At 65.3% G+C, this 19,245-nt stretch carries 19 protein-coding genes; 2 read left to right on the plus strand and 17 right to left on the minus strand.

Annotation, left to right across the window (positions count from 1 at the left end; genetic code table 11):
- Positions 1–31: 31 nt before the first annotated feature.
- The 5 genes from U5775_RS02995 to U5775_RS03015 all read right to left on the minus strand — a co-directional run bounded on the left by U5775_RS02995 (position 32) and on the right by U5775_RS03015 (position 4,492).
- Entirely contained in the window at positions 32–967 is a 936-nt protein-coding gene (locus U5775_RS02995) for an electron transfer flavoprotein subunit alpha/FixB family protein (RefSeq protein WP_322056633.1), read from the minus strand.
- A 14-nt stretch (positions 968–981) separates the two neighbouring features.
- Entirely contained in the window at positions 982–1,731 is a 750-nt protein-coding gene (locus tag U5775_RS03000) for an electron transfer flavoprotein subunit beta/FixA family protein (protein WP_322056634.1), read from the minus strand.
- A 245-nt stretch (positions 1,732–1,976) separates the two neighbouring features.
- Positions 1,977–2,774 (minus strand): MetQ/NlpA family ABC transporter substrate-binding protein, encoded by a 798-nt coding sequence (locus U5775_RS03005; protein ID WP_322056635.1) that lies wholly within the window; start codon positions 2,772–2,774, stop codon positions 1,977–1,979.
- 40 nt (positions 2,775–2,814) lie between these two features.
- On the minus strand, positions 2,815–3,468 hold the full coding sequence (locus U5775_RS03010) for a methionine ABC transporter permease (RefSeq protein ID WP_322056636.1): 654 nt from the start codon (positions 3,466–3,468) through the stop codon (positions 2,815–2,817).
- Positions 3,458–4,492, minus strand: a complete 1,035-nt coding sequence (locus tag U5775_RS03015; protein ID WP_322056637.1) for a methionine ABC transporter ATP-binding protein — start codon at positions 4,490–4,492, stop codon at positions 3,458–3,460. Before U5775_RS03015 ends, U5775_RS03010 begins: the two co-directional genes overlap by 11 nt.
- A gap of 280 nt (positions 4,493–4,772) precedes the next feature.
- On the opposite strand from U5775_RS03015, the gene U5775_RS03020 reads away from it, so the two are divergent.
- Entirely contained in the window at positions 4,773–5,687 is a 915-nt protein-coding gene (locus U5775_RS03020) for an alpha/beta hydrolase (protein WP_322056638.1), read from the plus strand.
- 18 nt (positions 5,688–5,705) lie between these two features.
- Here the strand turns inward: U5775_RS03020 and U5775_RS03025 are convergent, their stop codons facing one another.
- Both U5775_RS03025 and U5775_RS03030 read right to left on the minus strand, forming a co-directional pair.
- On the minus strand, positions 5,706–6,440 hold the full coding sequence (locus U5775_RS03025; RefSeq protein WP_415913508.1) for an enoyl-CoA hydratase: 735 nt from the start codon (positions 6,438–6,440) through the stop codon (positions 5,706–5,708).
- 117 nt (positions 6,441–6,557) lie between these two features.
- A complete protein-coding gene (locus U5775_RS03030; RefSeq protein WP_322056640.1) occupies positions 6,558–7,484 on the minus strand; it encodes a histone deacetylase family protein in 927 nt (308 codons plus the stop codon).
- 261 nt (positions 7,485–7,745) lie between these two features.
- Between U5775_RS03030 and mltB the strand changes: the two genes are divergently transcribed.
- A complete protein-coding gene (gene mltB / locus U5775_RS03035; RefSeq protein ID WP_322056641.1) occupies positions 7,746–9,002 on the plus strand; it encodes a lytic murein transglycosylase B in 1,257 nt (418 codons plus the stop codon).
- Positions 9,003–9,144: 142 nt separating this feature from the next.
- Here the strand turns inward: mltB and cysM are convergent, their stop codons facing one another.
- The 10 genes from cysM to cmk form a co-directional block, all read right to left on the minus strand.
- Positions 9,145–10,047, minus strand: coding sequence for a cysteine synthase CysM (gene cysM, locus U5775_RS03040; protein ID WP_322056642.1), 903 nt, complete (start codon positions 10,045–10,047; stop codon positions 9,145–9,147).
- A gap of 200 nt (positions 10,048–10,247) precedes the next feature.
- Complete coding sequence (locus U5775_RS03045; RefSeq protein WP_322056643.1) at positions 10,248–10,640, minus strand: ComEA family DNA-binding protein; 393 nt, start codon at positions 10,638–10,640, stop codon at positions 10,248–10,250.
- Positions 10,641–10,718: 78 nt separating this feature from the next.
- On the minus strand, positions 10,719–11,711 hold the full coding sequence (gene rfaD, locus U5775_RS03050; RefSeq protein ID WP_322056644.1) for an ADP-glyceromanno-heptose 6-epimerase: 993 nt from the start codon (positions 11,709–11,711) through the stop codon (positions 10,719–10,721).
- Between the two features lie 131 nt (positions 11,712–11,842).
- Positions 11,843–12,835, minus strand: a complete 993-nt coding sequence (gene rfaE1 / locus U5775_RS03055; protein ID WP_322056645.1) for a D-glycero-beta-D-manno-heptose-7-phosphate kinase — start codon at positions 12,833–12,835, stop codon at positions 11,843–11,845.
- Entirely contained in the window at positions 12,798–14,204 is a 1,407-nt protein-coding gene (locus U5775_RS03060; protein ID WP_322056646.1) for a UDP-glucose/GDP-mannose dehydrogenase family protein, read from the minus strand. Before U5775_RS03060 ends, rfaE1 begins: the two co-directional genes overlap by 38 nt.
- Positions 14,205–14,375: 171 nt before the next feature.
- A complete protein-coding gene (gene lapB / locus U5775_RS03065; RefSeq protein ID WP_322056647.1) occupies positions 14,376–15,551 on the minus strand; it encodes a lipopolysaccharide assembly protein LapB in 1,176 nt (391 codons plus the stop codon).
- Between the two features lie 105 nt (positions 15,552–15,656).
- Positions 15,657–15,950 (minus strand): LapA family protein, encoded by a 294-nt coding sequence (locus U5775_RS03070; protein ID WP_322056648.1) that lies wholly within the window; start codon positions 15,948–15,950, stop codon positions 15,657–15,659.
- 297 nt (positions 15,951–16,247) lie between these two features.
- Positions 16,248–16,571 (minus strand): integration host factor subunit beta, encoded by a 324-nt coding sequence (locus tag U5775_RS03075; RefSeq protein WP_027817382.1) that lies wholly within the window; start codon positions 16,569–16,571, stop codon positions 16,248–16,250.
- A 25-nt stretch (positions 16,572–16,596) separates the two neighbouring features.
- Complete coding sequence (gene rpsA / locus U5775_RS03080; RefSeq protein ID WP_322056649.1) at positions 16,597–18,327, minus strand: 30S ribosomal protein S1; 1,731 nt, start codon at positions 18,325–18,327, stop codon at positions 16,597–16,599.
- Between the two features lie 158 nt (positions 18,328–18,485).
- Positions 18,486–19,217, minus strand: coding sequence for a (d)CMP kinase (gene cmk, locus U5775_RS03085; protein WP_322056650.1), 732 nt, complete (start codon positions 19,215–19,217; stop codon positions 18,486–18,488).
- Between the last annotated feature and the right edge of the window lie 28 nt (positions 19,218–19,245).

Genomic DNA, 19,245 nt, shown 5'->3' on the forward strand with positions numbered 1-19,245 from the left:
ACTGCGTCCGGCTTCGCCTGTACTGCGGCGCTTAGCCGAGCTCTTTGACGAGCTCCGGCACGACCGTGAACAGATCGCCGACGAGGCCGTAATCGGCCACGCTGAAGATCGGCGCTTCTTCGTCCTTGTTGATCGCCACGATCACCTTCGAGTCCTTCATGCCGGCCAGATGCTGGATCGCACCCGAGATACCGACCGCGATGTACAACTGCGGCGCGACGATCTTGCCCGTTTGACCGACCTGGTAGTCGTTGGGGACGTAGCCCGCATCGACCGCCGCGCGCGAGGCGCCGAGTGCGGCGTTGAGCTTGTCGGCGAGCGGTTCGAGAACCTTCGTGTAGTTCTCGCCGCTGCCGAGACCCCGGCCGCCCGAGACGATGATCTTCGCGCTCGTGAGTTCCGGACGGTCGAGCTTCGTGACCTCACGGCCGACGAACTGCGAAAGGCCGCTGTCTGCTGCCGCGTCGAGCTTTTCGACCGCTGCGCTGCCGCCAACGGCCGCGACCGCGTCGAATGCCGTGGTACGGACCGTGATCACCTTGATGGGATCAACCGATTGAACCGTAGCAATTGCGTTGCCAGCGTAGATCGGACGCTCGAACGTGTCGGGCGAATCGACCGCGGTGATATCGCTGATCTGCGCAACGTCGAGCTTCGCGGCGATACGCGGCGTGACGTTCTTGCCCGCTGCCGTCGCAGGAGCCAGGATGTGCGAGTAGTTCTTCGCGATGGAGAGGACCGTCGCTTCGACGTTTTCCGCGAGACCCACTTCGAGCTGCGGCGCATCGGCCAGCAGCACCTTCGAAACGCCTGCGATCTTCGCTGCCGCATCGGCAGCGGCTTGTGCGTTATGACCTGCGATCAGCACGTGCACGTCGCCGCCAATTTTCTGCGCGGCAGCCACGGTGTTCAGCGTCGCAGCCTTGATGGTTGCGTTGTCGTGTTCGGCTATTACCAGATTCGTCATTTTCGTCTCGCTCCTCACAGCACCTTGGCTTCGGTCTTCAGCTTCTCGACCAGCGTCTTCACGTCGGCAACCTTCACGCCCGCGCTACGCTTGGGCGGCTCGGCAACCTTCAGCGTCTTCAGACGCGGCGTGACGTCCACACCGAGGTCTTCGGGCTTGACCGTTTCCAGCGGCTTCTTCTTCGCCTTCATGATGTTCGGCAGCGTGACGTAGCGCGGCTCGTTCAAACGAAGGTCGGTGGTCACCACAGCGGGCAATTTCAAAGCGAGCGTTTCCGCACCACCGTCGACTTCACGCGCAACCGTGGCACGGCCGTCGGCGACGGTGATCTTCGAAGCGAAGGTCGCTTGCGGCAGGTTCGCCAGCGCGGCGAGCATCTGGCCGGTCTGGTTCGAATCGTCGTCGATGGCCTGCTTGCCGAGGATCACGAGCTGCGGCTGCTCTTTGTCGACGAGCGCCTTGAGCAGCTTCGCCACGGCGAGCGGCTGCAGGTCTTCATTCGATTCGATGAGGATCGCGCGATCCGCGCCGATCGCGAGCGCCGTGCGCAGCGTTTCCTGCGCTTGCGCGACACCGGCGGACACGGCGATGACTTCCGTCGCCACGCCCGCTTCCTTCAGACGAACCGCCTCTTCCACGGCGATTTCATCGAACGGGTTCATCGACATCTTCACGTTGGCAATGTCGACGCCCGTGCCATCCGACTTCACACGAACTTTGACGTTGTAATCGACTACGCGCTTGACTGGCACAAGGACTTTCATTCACATGCTCCGAAGTTACGAATACGTCAACCTGGCGGACATTATAGCGATAGCGTTCCCGCCCGCATCCACCGCCAGCACATTTCCCGCACAACCCGCTTCTGCCCCAAATACCTTGGCGCTCGCTGTTTGGCACGACAGAAGTGAACGATCGTGCGATTTTATGCCGGAAAAAACCCGGGCATCAAGCCCGGGTTCGTTTCGACTGAATTCTCAATCTAATCTCGCGAAGTTTGACCCGGGGTTTACCACGACGCAATCACGGCTCCGCCGAACTTCTGCTCGATGTACTGCTTCACCTCCGGCGAGTGGTACGCCGCCACCAGCTTGGCCGCCCACGGCTTGTTGCGGTCGGCCGCGCGGATCGCAATGATGTTCACGTAGGGCCCGTTCGGGTCCTCGATCGCGATCGCGTCCTGCTTCGGCTTGAGCCCCGCCTCCATCGCGAAGTTCGTGTTGATCGCCGCGGCGTCCACGTCGTCGAGCGAGCGCGGAATCTGCGCCGCGTCGAGCTCGACGATCTTCAGCTTCCTCGGGTTGTCCACGACGTCGAGCGGCGTCGCCTTCAGGCCGGCTCCGGCGCGCAGCTTGATGAGGCCCTGCTTCTGGAGCAGCAGCAACGCGCGGCCGCCATTGGTCGGATCATTGGGCACCGCGATGCGCGCGCCCGGTTTAAGCTCCGCAAGCGTCTTGATCTTCTTCGAGTAGATGCCCATCGGGAACGTGACCGTGTCGGCGAGCTTGACGAGCTTGTAGCCGCGGTCCTTGACCTGCGCATCGAGATACGGCGCGTGCTGATAGCTGTTCGCATCGAGGTCGCCGCCCGCGAGCGCCGCGTTCGGCTGCACGTAGTCGGAGAACTCGACGATCTTGATCGTGAGGCCGTTCTTCGCCGCGACCTGCTTCACCACTTCCATCACCTGCTCGTGCGGGCCGCCCGTCACGCCCACCTTGATGGTCTCGTCGGCGTGCGCGAGCAGCGGAGCCACAAGCGCAGCCGCGCCGAGCGCTGCCGCCAGCCGGATCATGAAACGACGCTGCATAGCCAACCCTTGTTCCGTGTAATGGTTATGGAAGGACTGCTTACTTGTGGCTCAGGCGCCGCACGAGCCAGTCGCCGAACGACTGCACGAGCTGCACGAACACGATCAGGATCACGACGACGATCAGCATGACTTCGGGCTCGAAGCGCTGATAGCCGTAGCGAATGCCGAGGTCGCCGAGACCGCCGCCGCCGATCGCGCCCGCCATCGCCGAATAGCCGACGAGCGAGATGAACGTGATGGTCAGGCCGGCCACCACGCCCGGCAGCGACTCGGGCAGCAGCACCTTGAAGACGATCTGGCGCGTGCTCGCGCCCATGGCCTGCGCGGCTTCGATGAGGCCGCGGTCGACTTCGCGCAGCGCGGTTTCCACGAGACGCGCGATGAACGGCGCGGCGGAAATGGTGAGCGGCACGATGGCGGCCGCGGTGCCGATCGACGAGCCCACCACGACGCGCGTGAACGGAATCACGGCGACGAGCAGGATGATGAACGGCGTCGAGCGCACGGCGTTGACGACCACGCCCATCGCGCGATTGACGCCGATGTTCTGCAGCACGCCGTCGCGGTCGGTCAGATAGAGCAGCACGCCGAGCGGCAAGCCGATGGCCGCGCCGACCAGTCCGGAAATGCCCACCATGATGAGCGTCTCCCAGAACGACTGGACGAACATATCGAACATTTCACTCCACATGGGACAGCTCCTCCACCACCACGCCCTGCTCGCGCAGCCACGCGATCGCCTGCGCCACTTTCATCGGATCGCCGCCCGCGAGCACCGCGAGCGAGCCGAACGCGTGGCCCTGGATCTCGTCGATCTGGCCATGCAGGATGTTGAAATCGAGCTCGAAGCGGCGGATCGTCTCCGACAAGACCGGCTGATCGACGCCCGTGCCCGTGAAGGCGAGACGCAGCAGATGCCCGCTGCCCTTTGCGAGCCGTTCGGCCACGCGCGCCTTGAGCGCGGGCGGCAGTTCCTGCGCGATCACGTCGCCGAGCAGCGCGCGTGTGACTTCGTGGCGCGGCTGCAGGAACACGTCGATGACAGGGCCCGTCTCCACGACGCGGCCCGCGTCGAGCACGGCCACGCGGTCGCAGACCTGTTTGATCACTTCCATCTGGTGCGTGATCATCACGACGGTCAGGTTCAGCTCGCGATTGATCTTGCGCAGCAGGTCGAGAATGGCGCGCGTGGTTTCCGGGTCGAGCGCCGAGGTTGCCTCGTCGGAAAGCAGCACCTTCGGCTTGCTCGCGAGCGCGCGCGCGATGCCCACGCGCTGCTTCTGGCCGCCGCTGATCTGCGACGGATAGCGATCCTTCTGCGCGGTGAGGCCCACGAGCTCGAGCAGCGGCAATACCGCTTCCTCGATCTGCGGACGCTTCATGCCCGCGAGCTCGAGCGGCAGCGCGACGTTGTCGAACACCGTGCGCGACGAGAGCAGGTTGAAGTGCTGGAAGATCATGCCGATCTCGCGGCGCGCCTCGCGCAACTCCGCGCTCGAGAGCGACGTGAGCGTACGCCCGTTGACGACGATGTCGCCTTCGGTGGGCCGCGTGAGCAGATTGATGGTGCGCACGAGCGTGCTCTTGCCCGCCCCGCTGCGCCCGATGATGCCGAACACTTCCCCGGGCGGAATCGTCAGATTGACGTTGTGCAGCGCCTCGATCCACCCTTGCGGGCCGGCGAAGCGCTGGGACACGTTTCGAATTTCGATCATGAAAAAACGAAACGGCGGGTGTGCCGCGCGCCGCTGGCTCATGCCGCGATCTTTCAATCGCGCAAGATGCGTCGCGCCGGCAGACAACCGCCGTTTGCTGGACTGGAATTAGCTCGGCATTTTACCCTGGCGCGCAAAATTCCTATTAATAATCATTTTCGATACTTTCATAACCCAGAATCATTAGAGGGGTATCGCGGCATCCGGGCGGCGTGGCGGGTGCTACGCTTTGCCGACCGTTCAGATCGGCCCTACAACGAACAGCGGGGGAGCAGCGAGGATGGAGACGACTCAGCCACAGGCTGCGGCAAGCGCGGCATCGGCACCGACTGGCGGCGCAGCGCTGCAACGCGCGACGCTGCGCGCCCGCGACGGCACCCAATTGCCGCTGTACGCGTGGCACGCGCCAACCGCTGCGCCACGCGCGGCCATCGCGCTCGTGCACGGCCTCGCCGAGCACGCGGGCCGCTACGCGGCGCTCGCGGCGCGCCTGAACGCAGCGGGCTTCGACGTCTATGCGATCGATCTGCGCGGGCATGGCCGCGCGGACGGACGCCGCGCATGGGTCACGCGCTTCGACGACTATCTCGACGACACGCAGGCGCTCGTCGACTACGCCGCCGCGCAATGCCGCGCGCGCAAGACGCCGCTCTTTCTGATGGGCCACAGCATGGGCGGCGCGATTGCCGCGCTCTACGCGATCGAGCGCGCGCCGGGCTCGGGCGTGGCGTTCGCGGGCTTGCTGCTTTCCAGCGCCGCGCTGGCGCCTGGCCGCGACGTACCGAACTGGATGATCGCCGCGAGCCGCGTGATGAGCGCCATCTGGCCGCGCTTTCCGGCGATGAAGATCGACGCCGCCCTGCTCGCGCGCGACGCCACGGTGGCGGAGGCCAATCGCGCCGATCCGCTGGTTCATCACGGCGCGATTCCGGCGCGCACGGGCGCGGAGCTGCTCGAAGCGATGAAGCGCATCGAGGCGGGCCGCGCGCAGTTGCGCATGCCGGTGCTGATCTGGCACGGCACCGCGGACAAGCTCACCGAGCCCGAAGGCAGCCGCGCGTTCGGCGCGCACGTGGGGTCGCCCGACCGCACCCTCACGCTCTACGAGGGCAGCTATCACGAGACGCTCAACGATCTCGATCGCGAACGCGTGATCGGCGCGATGGTGGAATGGATCGACCGCCATCGGCCTTGAAGCCAGCGCGCGGGGCGACTACTTGCCCGAACGCTTCTCGATGAACGCCTGCACGCCGTCGAGCGCCGGGTCGGTCATCATGTTGCAGGCCATGGTCTGCCCGGCCAGTTGATAGGCGGCTTCGACGCCCATCTCGAGCTGCCGGTAGAACAACCCCTTGCCCGCCGCCACGGCCTCGCGCGGCTTCGCACAGATGCTCGCGGCCAGCGCCGTCACGGCGGCATCGAGTTCCTCCGCGGCGACGACGCGGTTCACGAGCCCCTCGCTCAGGGCCTTCCGGGCGTCGATGAACTCGCCCGTCATCAGCATCTCGAACGCGGCCTTGCGCGAGACGTTGCGCGTGAGCGGCACGGCCGGCGTCGAGCAGAACAGCCCGAGATTGATGCCCGAGACCGCAAAGCGCGCCGACTCGGCGGCCACCGCGAGATCGCACATCGCGACGAGCTGGCAGCCCGCCGCCGTCGCCACACCGTGCACGCGCGCGATCACGGGCTGCGGCATCGTCTGGATCGCGAGCATCATCTTCGAGCAGCGCGCGAAGAGCCGCTTGTAGTAATCGAGCGAAGGCGCCGCGCGCATTTCCCTGAGATCGTGCCCGGCGCAGAACGCGCGGCCCGCCGCCGCGATCACGACGACGCGCGCGTCCGATTTGGCGATCGCGGCCAGTTGCGCCTGCAATGCGTCGATGAGCGCTTCGGAAAGCGCGTTGAACGCGTCGGGCCGGTTCAGCGTGAGACGCACGACGCCGGGCACGCCGTAGGCGTCATGCGCGACGTCGACGAGCGGCGCGGCATCCGCGGAAGAAGACGAGGAAGATGGTGAAGACGGAACGGCTGCGGCACTCACGATGCACGGCTCCTTCTGTTCTGATCAGATATCGGCCAGCGCGCGCAGATGCGCGACCACGCTGCGCCCGAGCGCCGAGAGGTTATAGCCGCCTTCGAGACAGCTCACGATGCGCCCCTTCGCGTGGCGCTTCGCGACCTCGCGGATCTGCTCGGTGATCCACGCGTAGTCGTCCTCGACGAGGCCCATGTTGCCGAGATCGTCTTCGCGGTGCGCGTCGAAGCCCGCCGAGACGAACACCATTTCCGGCTTGAACTCGTGCAGGCGCGGCAGCCACATGATGTCGATCGCCTCGCGCACTTCCATGCCCTTGCTACGCGCCGGCATCGGCACGTTGACCATGTTGGGCGCCTGGTTGTCCGCGCCCGAGAACGGATAGAACGGGTGCTGGAAAATGCTGCACATGAGCACGCGCGAATCGCCCGCGAACGCGGCTTCGGTGCCGTTGCCATGGTGGACATCAAAGTCGACGACCGCCACGCGCGAGAGGCCATGCACGTCGAGCGCATGGCGCGCCGCGACCGCGACGTTGTTGAAGAAGCAAAAACCCATCGCGCGCGCAGGCTCGGCATGGTGGCCGGGCGGGCGCACGCTGCAGAACGCGTTTTCGTAGCGGCCCGCGATCACGGCGTCGGTCGCGGCGACGGCGGCGCCCGCCGCGCGCAAGGCAGCCTGCCAGGTATGCGGATTCATCGACGTGTCGGGGTCGATCGCTACGTAGCCTTCCTGCGGCGAGAGCTGGCGCAGGTAGTCGATGTGCGCCTGGGTGTGCACGCGCAGGAGCGCGGCTTCCTCGGCGAGCGGCGCGGAGTCGTCGCGCTCGATCAGCGCGTCGATGCGGCTCGCAATGAGCTGGTCTTCGATCGCCTGCAGGCGCGCGGGGCATTCAGGATGCCACTCGCCCATTTCATGCAGCAGGCAGTCGGGATGCGAGAAAAAGCCGGTCGTCATGTCTCGTACTGGCCGCACCGGGCGCTCGGGCTGCAAAGCGCGCGCTGCGGGTCTCCATCAGGTCTTTCGTCGGGTTTGCTGCGCAGGAATTTGCAACAGTCGCGCGGGCCGCGTTCGAGCGCGGACAATCGTCACGTTACCACAGCCCACCCGCGCGACATGCGCGAGCCGGCGCACGCCGCACGCCGGGCGCTTTGGCCGCGGGGTGCTCGGGTATACTTCGCCGGATCACGTCCTCTCGCTCAAACCCGCCCGCCCGCCATGACGCAAAAGCCCGCGCAACCGTCCGTTTCACCCGCCTTCACCCAGCCGCGCATCAAGTCTTTCGCCCTTGCGCTGTGCGCCGCGGCGGCGCTCTCGGCCTGCGCAGAACAGACACCGTCGACGAAATCGGCACAACCGGCTCAGCCGGCCAAAACAGCGCCGGCCGCGAATCAGCAGCCCGCGCCGCTCCCCCCGCCGCAGCCGGGAACCGCCACACAAGGCCAGACGTTCGAAGAGGAAATCGTCCCGCAGCGCTACGCGAACAACGCCAATGTCGACACGTTCATCAACGAGATGGTCGCGCGCTACGACTTCAATCCCGACGCGCTGCACGCGCTCTTCTCGACCGTGAGCTATTCGGCCACGGCCGTGAAGCTCGTTACGCCGTCGCCCACGCCGGGCGTGAAAAACTGGCGCGCGTATCAGGCGCGTTTTCTCGACCCGGTGCGCATCAATGCGGGCGTGCGCTTCTGGCGCGCGAACCAGGCCACGCTGCAGCGCGCGGCCGACGAGTTCGGCGTGCCGCCCGAGGTGATCGTCGGCATCATCGGCGTGGAGACGATCTACGGGCGCTATATGGGCAACTTCCGCGTGCTCGACGCGCTCACCACGCTCGCCTTCGATTATCCGAACACGCCCAATCGCGCCGACCGCATGGCGACGTTCCGCAAGAACCTCGAAGACTATCTCGTGTGGACGCGCGGCTCGCAGATCGATCCGAGCGCGGTGCTGGGCTCGTACACGGGCGCGATCGGCATTCCGCAGTTCCTGCCGAGCAGCATCGTGCAATACGCCGTCGATTACGAGGGCGATCATCATATCGACCTGCGCAACAGCACGGCCGACGCGATCGGCAGCGTGGCGAACTACCTGAAGCAAAACGGCTGGGAGCCGGGCCGCCCCGTGGTGTGGAAGATCGCGAGCGATGCGGGCAGCCAGGGCATCGCGCAGGCCGCCGCCGACGGCAAGCCCGAACCGCGCTTGCCGCTCGCGCAATTGCTGCGCTCGGGGCTCGCCCTGAACGAGCCGGGCGTGGACCTTGCCGCCGAGGGCGGCACGCCGGTCACCGTCGTCGACCTGCCGACGCCGGGGCGCGCGACCGAGTACATGCTCGGGCTGAAGAACTTCTACGTGCTCACGCGCTACAACCGCAGCTTCTTCTACGCGCTCGCGGTCTACCAGCTGGGCCAGCGCGTGAAGGCGCAGATGCTCGCGACGGGCGGCCTCGGCGCACAATCGGCACAGCGGCAATAAGCGCCGCGAACCAGGCGCGACGAACGCAACAGGCATCGCCGGATAGCACAACGGGCGGTGTGTCTCTCGAGAGACACATCGCCCGTTTTCAGTTCAGGCGCCGGATCCGGCTATTACCGCCCGCTGGCGATCATGCCGAAAATCAGGCCGGAAACACACCCGTCGACAGATAACGGTCGCCGCGGTCGCAGACGATGAACACGATCGTCGCATTCTCGACCTGACGCGCGATGCGCATGGCCACCTCGCACGCGCCGCCCGACGAAATCCCCGCGAAAATACCCTCCACCGACGCGAGACGGCGCGCCATGGCTTCGGCGGCGGCCTGGCTCACGTTTTCGGTGCGATCCACGCGGCTGCGATCGAAGATCTTCGGCAGATAGGCTTCCGGCCATTTGCGGATGCCGGGAATGCGCGAGCCGTCTTCGGGCTGGGCACCGACGATCTCGATCGCCGGATTCTGCTCTTTCAGATACTGCGACGTGCCCATGATCGTGCCCGTCGTGCCCATCGACGAGACGAAGTGCGTGATGCGCCCTTCGGTCTCGCGCCAGATTTCCGGTCCGGTGCCTTCGTAATGCGCGAGCGGATTGTCGGGGTTGCCGAACTGGTCGAGGATGATGCCCTTGCCGTCGCGCTGCATCTGCTCGGCGAGGTCGCGGGCATATTCCATGCCGCCCTTCACGGGTGTGAGCAGGATTTCGGCGCCATAGGCAGCCATGCTCTGGCGGCGCTCGACCGAGAGGTCCTCGGGCATGACCAGCACCATCTTGTAGCCGCGAATGGCTGCGGCCATGGCGAGCGCAATGCCAGTGTTGCCGCTCGTGGCTTCGATCAGCGTATCGCCCGGCTTGATGCGCCCGCGTTCCTCGGCCTTGCGGATCATCGAGAGCGCTGGCCGGTCCTTGACCGAGCCCGCCGGATTATTGCCTTCGAGCTTGGCCAGCACGATGTTGTTGCGGGCGCGAATCTCGTCGTCGGGCAGGCGCACGAGCTGCACGAGCGGCGTGTTGCCGATCGTGTCTTCAATGGTCTTGTATGGCATAAGTAATGGCGGTCAGGCGCCGGTCTGGCGTGATTGGGTGATTTTTCGATTCTAAACCACGCGGCCACCCCGCGCAGGGGGACCCCCTGAAGGCGGAATGGATGTCCTGGCGCCCGCGTTGCGAGGAAGCCGTGCAACCGCCGCAGCAATCGCTCCAGGCGGCCGCACGGGCGTGACGCAACACGAGGGAGCGCGAGGCGCTACTTCTTGACGGCCACCGTAGCGGCTGGTGATTGCGCGGCACCGGCCTTCGCGGGCGCACCCTTCGCGCCGGACTGCGTTGCCTGAGCCGATTGTGCCGCTTGCGCCGCTTGTGCATTCGCGGGCCCGACCGACAATCCTTCGGCCTGCAAACGATCGACGGTGTGGCCGCCGAGGCCCTTCACGCGCTTGCCGAGATCGGACGCGTCCTTGTACGGCCCATGCGCGCTACGCTCGTCGAGAATGGCCTTGGCGCGCGCGGGCCCGATGCCCTTGATGCCGCGCAGGGCGTCCTCATTGGCCGTGTTGACGTCCACGGCCGCGAAGACCTGACCGACTGCGGCAAGGGATGCGGCAACGAGCGCTGCCGCGGCGAGCAATTTCTTGATCATGCTGGATCTCCGTTGATGCCCAACGCCGGCGACCATCGCCGGCGAGGAGAGTCCAGTTTAGGGAGACGCGGCCTTCGCTTACACCTGGCCGGACAGCCAACGCACGTAGCGATCGACGCCTTCCTGCACCGTCAGGAACGGCGCGTCGTAGCCCGCGGCGCGCAGCTTCGCGAGATCGGCCTGCGTGAAGCACTGGTACTTGCCGCGCAGCGCGTCGGGGAACGGAACGTATTCGATGAGCCCCTGCTCCACCTGCTGCTTGAGCGTGAGCGCGCTCTTGCCATCGATCGCGCGCAGCGTGTTGACCACCGTGCTTGCAATGTCATTGAACGGCTGCGCGCGGCCGCTGCCGAGATTGAAGATGCCGGTCTTCTCGGGATGATCGAAGAAGAACAGGTTGACCTTCACGACGTCTTCCACGGAAACGAAGTCGCGCGTCTGCTCTCCCGCCGCGTAGCCGTTGTACTCGCCGAACAGCTTCACGCGGCCTTCGGCGCGGAACTGGTTGAAGTTGTGGAACGCCACCGAAGCCATGCGGCCTTTATGCGTCTCGCGCGGCCCGTACACGTTGAAGTAGCGAAAGCCCGCGATCTGGCTTTGCGCGCTGGGCAGCACGCGGCGGATCACCTGGTCGAACAGGAACTTCGAATAGCCGTAGACGTTCAGCGGCGCTTCCACTTCGCGATCTTCGACGAAGCGGCTCGACCCGCCATAGATGGCCGCCGACGACGCATAGAGAAACTGCGCGCGCTGCGCGAGGCAGGTGTCGAGCACCGCGCGGCTGTAGCGGAAGTTGTTGTCCATCATGTAGCGGCCGTCGGTTTCCATGGTGTCCGAACAGGCGCCTTCGTGGAACACCGCGCGCACGGTGCCGAAATCGCCGCGCGCAAAGCGCTCGACGAACTCGGTCTTGTCGAGGTAATCGTCGATTTCGCAGTCGACGAGATTCTTGAACTTGTCCGCGCGGGTGAGATTGTCGACGGCGATGATGCGGTCTTCGCCGCGTTCGTTCAGCGCCTTGACGATGTTGCTGCCGATGAAGCCGGCCGCGCCGGTCACGATGATGGTCATGGTCATTCTGCGGTGAAGGGGTTCACGCGAGGCCGGGAAAACTCTCCGGAAATCCCGGCCTCACCGCGCCCGTCGGGTGGCCACGCGCTTTATGCTCAATGTGTCCACCGAGCGCGGCCACCGGGGCAACGTCATTGAAAGAGTTCGTCGTAGTCGACGGTGGCGGTGCCGAGCTTGCCGACCACGATACCGGCGGCGCGATTCGCGAGCGCGACGGCCTCGACGAGCGAAAGGCCCGCACCCAGCGTGGCCGCGACGGTCGCGATCACGGTGTCGCCGGCACCCGAGACATCATACACTTCGCGCGCGACGGCCGGCGCGTGCAGCACGCCGGCATCGGAAAAGAGCGTCATACCCTCTTCCGAGCGCGTGAGCAGCAGCGCGTCGAACTGCAATTCGCGGCGCAGCTTCGTCACGCGCGCGAGCAGATCCGCTTCGGACTTCCAGGTGCCCACCACCTCGCGCAGTTCCGCGCGGTTCGGCGTGATGACGCTCGCGCCGCGATAGCGCTCCCAGTCGTCGCCCTTCGGGTCGACCAGCACGGCCTTGCCCGCGGCGCGCGCCTTCGCGATCATCTGCGTGACGTGCGTGAGCCCGCCCTTCGCGTAGTCGGACATGAGGATCACGTCGTGCGTGGGCAGCAGGGCGTCGAAGCGCGCGAGGCCCGCGAGCAGCGCCTCATGCGTGGGCGACTTTTCGAAGTCCACGCGCAACAGTTGCTGCTGACGCGAAAGCACGCGCAACTTGATGGTGGTGGGCAGCGCGGGATCGCGCTCGAGATACGCGTTCACATGGCTCTCGCCGAGCAGCTCGACGATGCGCTCGCCCGGCTCGTCATGCCCCACCACGCAGAGGAGGCCCGCGCTCGCGCCGAGCGCAGCCGCATTGCGCGCCACGTTGGCCGCGCCGCCCAGCCGGTCTTCCTGGCGCTGCACGTGCACCACGGGCACCGGCGCCTCGGGCGAGATGCGGTTGACGTCGCCGAACCAGTAGCGGTCGAGCATCACGTCGCCCACCACCAGCACGCGCGATGCGGCGAACTTCTCGCGCGGCACGACCGTCACGTCGGGCGCGAGCGTCGCGTTCTCAGGCTGCGGGGGTTGCATCGCTTGCGTGTTTGACATGAGGCCGTCCAATCGAGTGATAGTCAAAGCCGAGCTCCGCCATCGCTTCGGGCTCGTAGAGATTGCGTCCGTCGAAAATGCGCGGCGCCTTCAGCTCCTCTTTCAGATACTCGAAATCGGGGGCCTTGAATGCCGTCCATTCGGTGACGATCACGAGCGCATCGGCGCCCGCGAGCGTATCGTCCTGGCTCGCCGCGAACGTCAAGCGCGCGTGCTGATCCGGCGCGTCGGCCAGATCGAGCGCGAACACGCGCCGCGCTTCGTCGGTCGCGACCGGGTCGTAGGCCGAGACCGTCGCGCCGCGCCCGAGCAGCTCGGCGATCAGGCGGCGGCTCGGCGCCTCGCGCATGTCGTCGGTGTTCGGCTTGAACGCGAGGCCCCAGACCGCGAAGTGCTTGCCCGTGAGATCGGCGCCGAGCGCCCCGACGATCTTGTTCACGAGCACGTCCTTCTGGCCGTCGTTCACGTCCTCGACCGCTTCGAGGATACGCAGGTTCTGGCCCGACTCGGCGGCCGTGCGGATCAGCGCCTGCACGTCCTTCGGGAAGCACGAGCCGCCATAGCCGCAGCCCGCGTAGAGAAAGTGATAGCCGATGCGCGGATCGGAACCGATGCCGCGCCGCACCGACTCGATGTCGGCGCCCACGCGGTCGGCCAGATTCGCCATCTCGTTCATGAACGAGATGCGTGTGGCGAGCATGGCGTTGGCCGCGTACTTCGTGAACTCGGCCGAGCGCACGTCCATGTAGATCGTGCGTTCGTGGTTGCGGTTGAACGGCGCGTAGAGGCGCTTCATCTTTTCACGCGCGAGCTCGCCGTTGGCGTCCTCGTCGATGCCGATGATGATGCGGTCCGGGCGCATGAAGTCGTCGACGGCCGCGCCTTCCTTGAGGAACTCGGGATTCGAGACCACCGAGAAGCGGTGCTGCTCATTACCACCAGGACCGCGTTTGGCGAGTTCCTCGGCGAGCACGGCCTGCACGCGCTGGGCGGTGCCCACGGGCACGGTCGACTTGTCGACGACCACCTTGAAGCCGTTCATGTAGCGGCCGATGCTACGCGCGGCTTCGAGCACGTACTGCAGGTCCGCGGAGCCGTCCTCGTCGGGCGGCGTGCCCACGGCGATGAACTGGACCTCGCCGTGCTCGACGCTCGCGGCGACGTCGGTGGAAAACGTGATGCGGCGCGCCTTGCGGTTGCGCTGGATGAGCTCGAGCAGACCCGGTTCGTGGATCGGCACGCCGCCGCCGTTCAGGATGTCGATCTTGCGCGGATCGACGTCGAGGCAGAACACGTCGTGACCGATTTCGGCAAGGCACGCCCCGGTGACGAGGCCGACGTAGCCGGTACCGATAATGGTGATTTTCATACGCGCTCCGGTGACAGATTCGGAAGTGGGTGTTGCAGATGCGCCGGCTCGCACTCGCGAGAGGCCGGCCGTTCGCTCACGCGCGCCGGCCGCATCGGCGTCGGCATCTGGGCGCGCAGACGCGAGCACGCCGGGGAACGAGCGCCGCCTTCAGACAGGACGCCACGTGCATCAGCTCGATGCGGGAATGGGCTCGACGCGGCGCGGCGCATAGGTTTCCCAGCCGCTGCAGCCCGGGCACTGCCAGTAGAACAGACGCGCCCGGAAGCCACAGTTCTGGCACGTGTAACGTGGCAGATTCTTGGTGCGCTGCTGGATCAGCTTGCGCATGAGCTCGAGCTCGCTGCGCCGCGGCTCGTCGGCGGCGGCCTGCTGCGCTTCGAGCAGACGCGTCATGCCGGCGAGATTCGGCGACTTCTGCATCTGCGTGCGGGCGAGCGTATGGGCCGCATCGGCACCATTGAGCTCGGCAACATATTTATAGGCAACGTCGAGCAGATCGTTGGAGGAATGACGGTCGACCCACTCGGTGAGCAGTTGCGCCCCTTCCTGCGCGCGGCCCAGCGCCTCGTAGCCCTTCATGACCTTCTCGGCCACCAGCGGCAGATAGGCGGGATTCTGCGCCTCGACGCGCTTCCACTGCGCGAGCGCGGCTTGCCAGTCGTCGCTCGCGGCGTCCACGTCGCCCGCGAGAATCGTCGCGCGCACGTTCTGTTCGTTGGCCTTGAGCGCGAGCGCAAGCTGACGCCGCGCCTCGTCCGGGCTCTTGCGCTGCAGCGCCTCCTGGGCGAGTTCGCAATGGAACTGGGCGATTTCGAGGTCGAGCGACGGCGCGCCCATGGTTTCGAGCAGACGCGCGGTCTCGATCGAGCGGTTCCAGTCCTTTTCGATCTCGTAGATCGTGAGCAGCGCGCGCTGCGCGCCCTGCGCGTAGTCGCCCGACTTGAGCATGCTGAACGTCTCTTCGGCGCGGTCGAGCATGCCGGCCTTCAGGAAGTCCTGGCCGAGCTCATAGAGCGCGTGATCGCGCTCGTTCACGGGCAGGTCCGGCCGCGAAAGCAGGTTCTGGTGCACGCGGATCGCGCGATCGGTCTCGCCGCGGCGGCGAAACAGATTGCCGAGCGCGAAGTGCAGCTCGACGGTTTCCGGATCGAGCTTGGCCACCTCGATGAACGCGTCGATGGCCTTGTCGGGCTGCTCGTTGAGCAGGAAGTTCAGGCCACGGAAATACGAGCGCGGCAGATTAGCGCTTTCGGACAGCAGCGCTTTCAGGTCGTAGCGCGACGCCATCCAGCCGAGCGCGAACGCGACGGGAATGACGAGCAGCCACCAAAAATCGAGATCCATGCGAGCGATGGTATGAGCGGTAATCAGGCCGCGCGCTGCGGATACCTATGAAGCGCCTTTCGGGCGCCTACGCGACATCCATGACACGCGGCACGGCAATTCGAATCAGATGAGCGGCGGCAGCGGCGGTTCCGCGGGCGTCGCCGGCGTTTCCCTCGCGGTGCGCAGATCGCGCTTGAGGCGCCCATTCTCCATGCGCAGCCGGAACATCGCGGGCAGCGCCGAAAGCAGGCCGGCCAGCAGCCCCACGACGAAGAACGCCAGCCCGATCAGAATGAGCGGAGCCTGCCACGCGTAGCCGGCCAGAAAATTCAGCGTCGCGGTTTGCGTGTTGGCCAGTGCGAGGACGAGCAGCAGCACGAACACCAGCACACGGATCACCCAGGCGATCAATCTCATGAAGGATTCTCTTGGCAGTTACGGGAAAGCGCCGGCGCGGGTCGCCTGCTGCGCCGCAGCATCGGCCGCGCCGAAGTGTCCCGTATTGTAATGGAACGGCTTGCGAGCCGGCACGTGCACGAAGCCGCAAGCCGGCGCTCGGGCGCAAGACCGTGGGCGAAGAGGCAGTCCCCTTCCAAACCGTGGACGAAAAAAAAGCGCCGGGTTTCGAAAAACCCAACGCTTTTTCCGGTCCATGCACTGGCCATCTGGCATTGACCGCCAACGGCTGCAACCGCTGCAAATACCCTGCGGCGCTTACAGATCGTCGTCCGGCTCGTCTGCCTTCAGCGGCTCGCCCGAATTGCGGTCCACGCGCTCGCGCAACTCCTTGCCCGGCTTGAAGTGCGGCACGAACTTCTCGGGCACCAGCACCTTCTCCCCCGACTTCGGGTTGCGTCCGACGCGCGACGGCCGGCGATTCAGGCCGAAACTGCCGAAGCCACGAATTTCGATGCGATGGCCCTTGGCAAGCGCCTCGGACATCGCATCGAGCATCGTCTTGACCGCGAAATCCGCATCCTTGAGCACAAGTTGCGGAAATCGCGTAGCCAGCTGCGCGACCAATTCAGATTTGGTCATACTTCAGCTTGCCCCCGTTTGAGGCTTACTGGTTCTGGCCGTCGAGCTTGGCCTTCAGCAGCGCGCCCAGGTTGGTCGTGCCGGTGGCAGCCTGACCCGAATCCGACGACATGCTGCGCAGCGCTTCCTGCGTCTCGGCCGAATCCTTGGCCTTGATCGACAGGTTGATGCCACGCGACTTGCGATCGATGTTGATGATCATCGCGTTGACCTTGTCGCCTTCCTTCAGCACGTTGCGAGCATCTTCCACGCGGTCTTGCGCGATTTCCGAAGCACGCAGGTAGCCTTCGACATCGGCGTTCAGGGTGATAACTGCACCCTTTGCGTCGACCGACTTGACCACGCCGTCGACGATCGAACCCTTGTCGTTGACAGCAACGAAGTTGCTGAACGGATCGCCTTCGAGCTGCTTGATGCCGAGCGAAATGCGTTCCTTCTCGACGTCGATGCCCAGAACCACGGCTTCGACTTCGTCGCCCTTCTTGTACTTGCGCACGGCTTCTTCGCCGGTTTCCGACCACGACAGGTCCGAAAGGTGAACCAGACCGTCGATGCCGCCAGGCAGACCGATGAACACGCCGAAGTCGGTGATCGACTTGATCGCGCCCTGGAGCTTGTCGCCCTTCTTGAAGTTGCGGCTGAAGTCATCCCACGGATTCGGCTTGCACTGCTTCATGCCGAGCGAGATGCGGCGGCGGTCTTCGTCGATCTCGAGGACCATGACTTCGACTTCGTCGCCCAGCTGGACAACCTTCGACGGAGCAACGTTCTTGTTGGTCCAGTCCATTTCCGACACGTGAACCAGGCCTTCGATGCCCGATTCGACTTCGACGAACGCGCCGTAGTCGGTGATGTTCGTGACCTTGCCGAACAGGCGCGTGCCCGACGGGTAGCGGCGCGAGATGCCTTCCCACGGATCGTCGCCCAGTTGCTTGATACCGAGCGAAACGCGGTTCTTTTCCTGGTCGAACTTGAGGATCTTCGCGGTGACTTCCTGGCCAACCGAGAGGACTTCGCTCGGGTGACGCACGCGACGCCATGCGATGTCGGTGATGTGCAGCAGGCCGTCGATGCCGCCGAGGTCCACGAACGCGCCGTAGTCGGTGATGTTCTTGACCACGCCGTTGACGATCGCGCCTTCCTTCAGCGTTTCGAGCAGCTTCGCGCGCTCTTCGCCTTGCGTGGCTTCGATCACTGCGCGGCGCGACAGCACGACGTTGTTACGCTTGCGGTCGAGCTTGATCACGCGGAATTCGAGCGTCTTGCCTTCGTACGGCGTCGTGTCCTTGACCGGACGCGTGTCGACGAGCGAACCCGGCAGGAACGCGCGGATGCCGTTGACCATGACGGTCATACCGCCCTTGACCTTGCCCGTGATCGTGCCGGTCACGAGTTCGTTGTTGTCGAGGGCCTTTTCCAGCGACAGCCACGAAGCGAGACGCTTCGCCTTGTCGCGCGACAGGATGGTGTCGCCGTAGCCGTTTTCCAGCGCGTCGATCGCGACGGAAACGAAATCGCCCGCCTGAACCTCCACTTCGCCCTGGTCGTTCAGGAATTCCTCGATGGGAATGTAGGCCTCGGACTTGAGACCTGCGTTGACGACCACGAAGTTGTGGTCGACGCGCACGACTTCAGCGGAGATGACTTCGCCGGCGCGCATGTCCTGGCGGGTCAGCGACTCTTCGAACAGAGCCGCGAAAGATTCGGTATTCGGGGTGGAGGTTTGCAGGTCGGACATAAAAATCTGGATTTGCATGGTTTTTGCTGCACGCCAGTCAGTTTTGACTGTCGGCGTTGAGGCCGGAGCGCTTACGTTCGCGGCACGGATGCAAAAGCCATACGGGGTTAAAGGGTTTAACAAACGCCCCGCTTCCCAGCAGGGCACCAACGCTCACGACAACTACTTTTTACTGCTCACTGCGATTTACCGTGGCCGTCGCGTGAATCGGGCTGGCGCACGGAGCGCAACTGGCTCGACTCCTGGTACCACTGCACGACCTGTTCGACCGCCTGGTCGATGGACAGCGCCGAGGTATCCAGCAGCTTCGCATCCGCTGCGGGCTTGAGCGGCGCGGCCGCGCGGTTACTGTCGCGCGCGTCGCGTTCACGCAAATCCCGGAGCAAGTCATCCATATTAGCAGAAAAACCTTTTTGGATCAATTGCTTATGCCGACGGGCCGCGCGGGCCTCCACGCTGGCCGTCAGGAACACCTTCAGGTCGGCGTCCGGGAAGATCACGGTGCCCATGTCGCGGCCATCGGCGACGAGACCCGGCAGCTTGCGAAACGCCCGCTGACGGGCCACCAGCGCGGCGCGCACCGAGGAATGCGCGGCAATCATGGAGGCCCGGTTGCCCACTTCCTCGGCGCGAATTTCATTCGAAACGTCAACGCCGTCGAGCTGCGCGAGGCCTTCGCGGAACGTGATGTGGAGATCGTCGATCAGCTTGGCAAGGCCGTCGGCGTCATCGGCCGCAATCGCGTAGCGCACGCTCGCGAGCGCCGCGAGCCGGTACAGCGCGCCGCTGTCGAGCAGGTGAAAGCCGAGATGCGCGGCAACCAGCGCGGCTACCGTGCCCTTGCCGGAGGCAGTCGGGCCGTCGATCGCGATAACGGGCGTCGGATAAAAGGGACGGGTCGATTTCATGCGGCAAAGGGACTCGGCTGCAAAAGGA

Origin of the sequence: Paraburkholderia sp. J63 (genome assembly GCF_905220245.1) — a bacterium.
Lineage (GTDB): Bacteria > Pseudomonadota > Gammaproteobacteria > Burkholderiales > Burkholderiaceae > Paraburkholderia.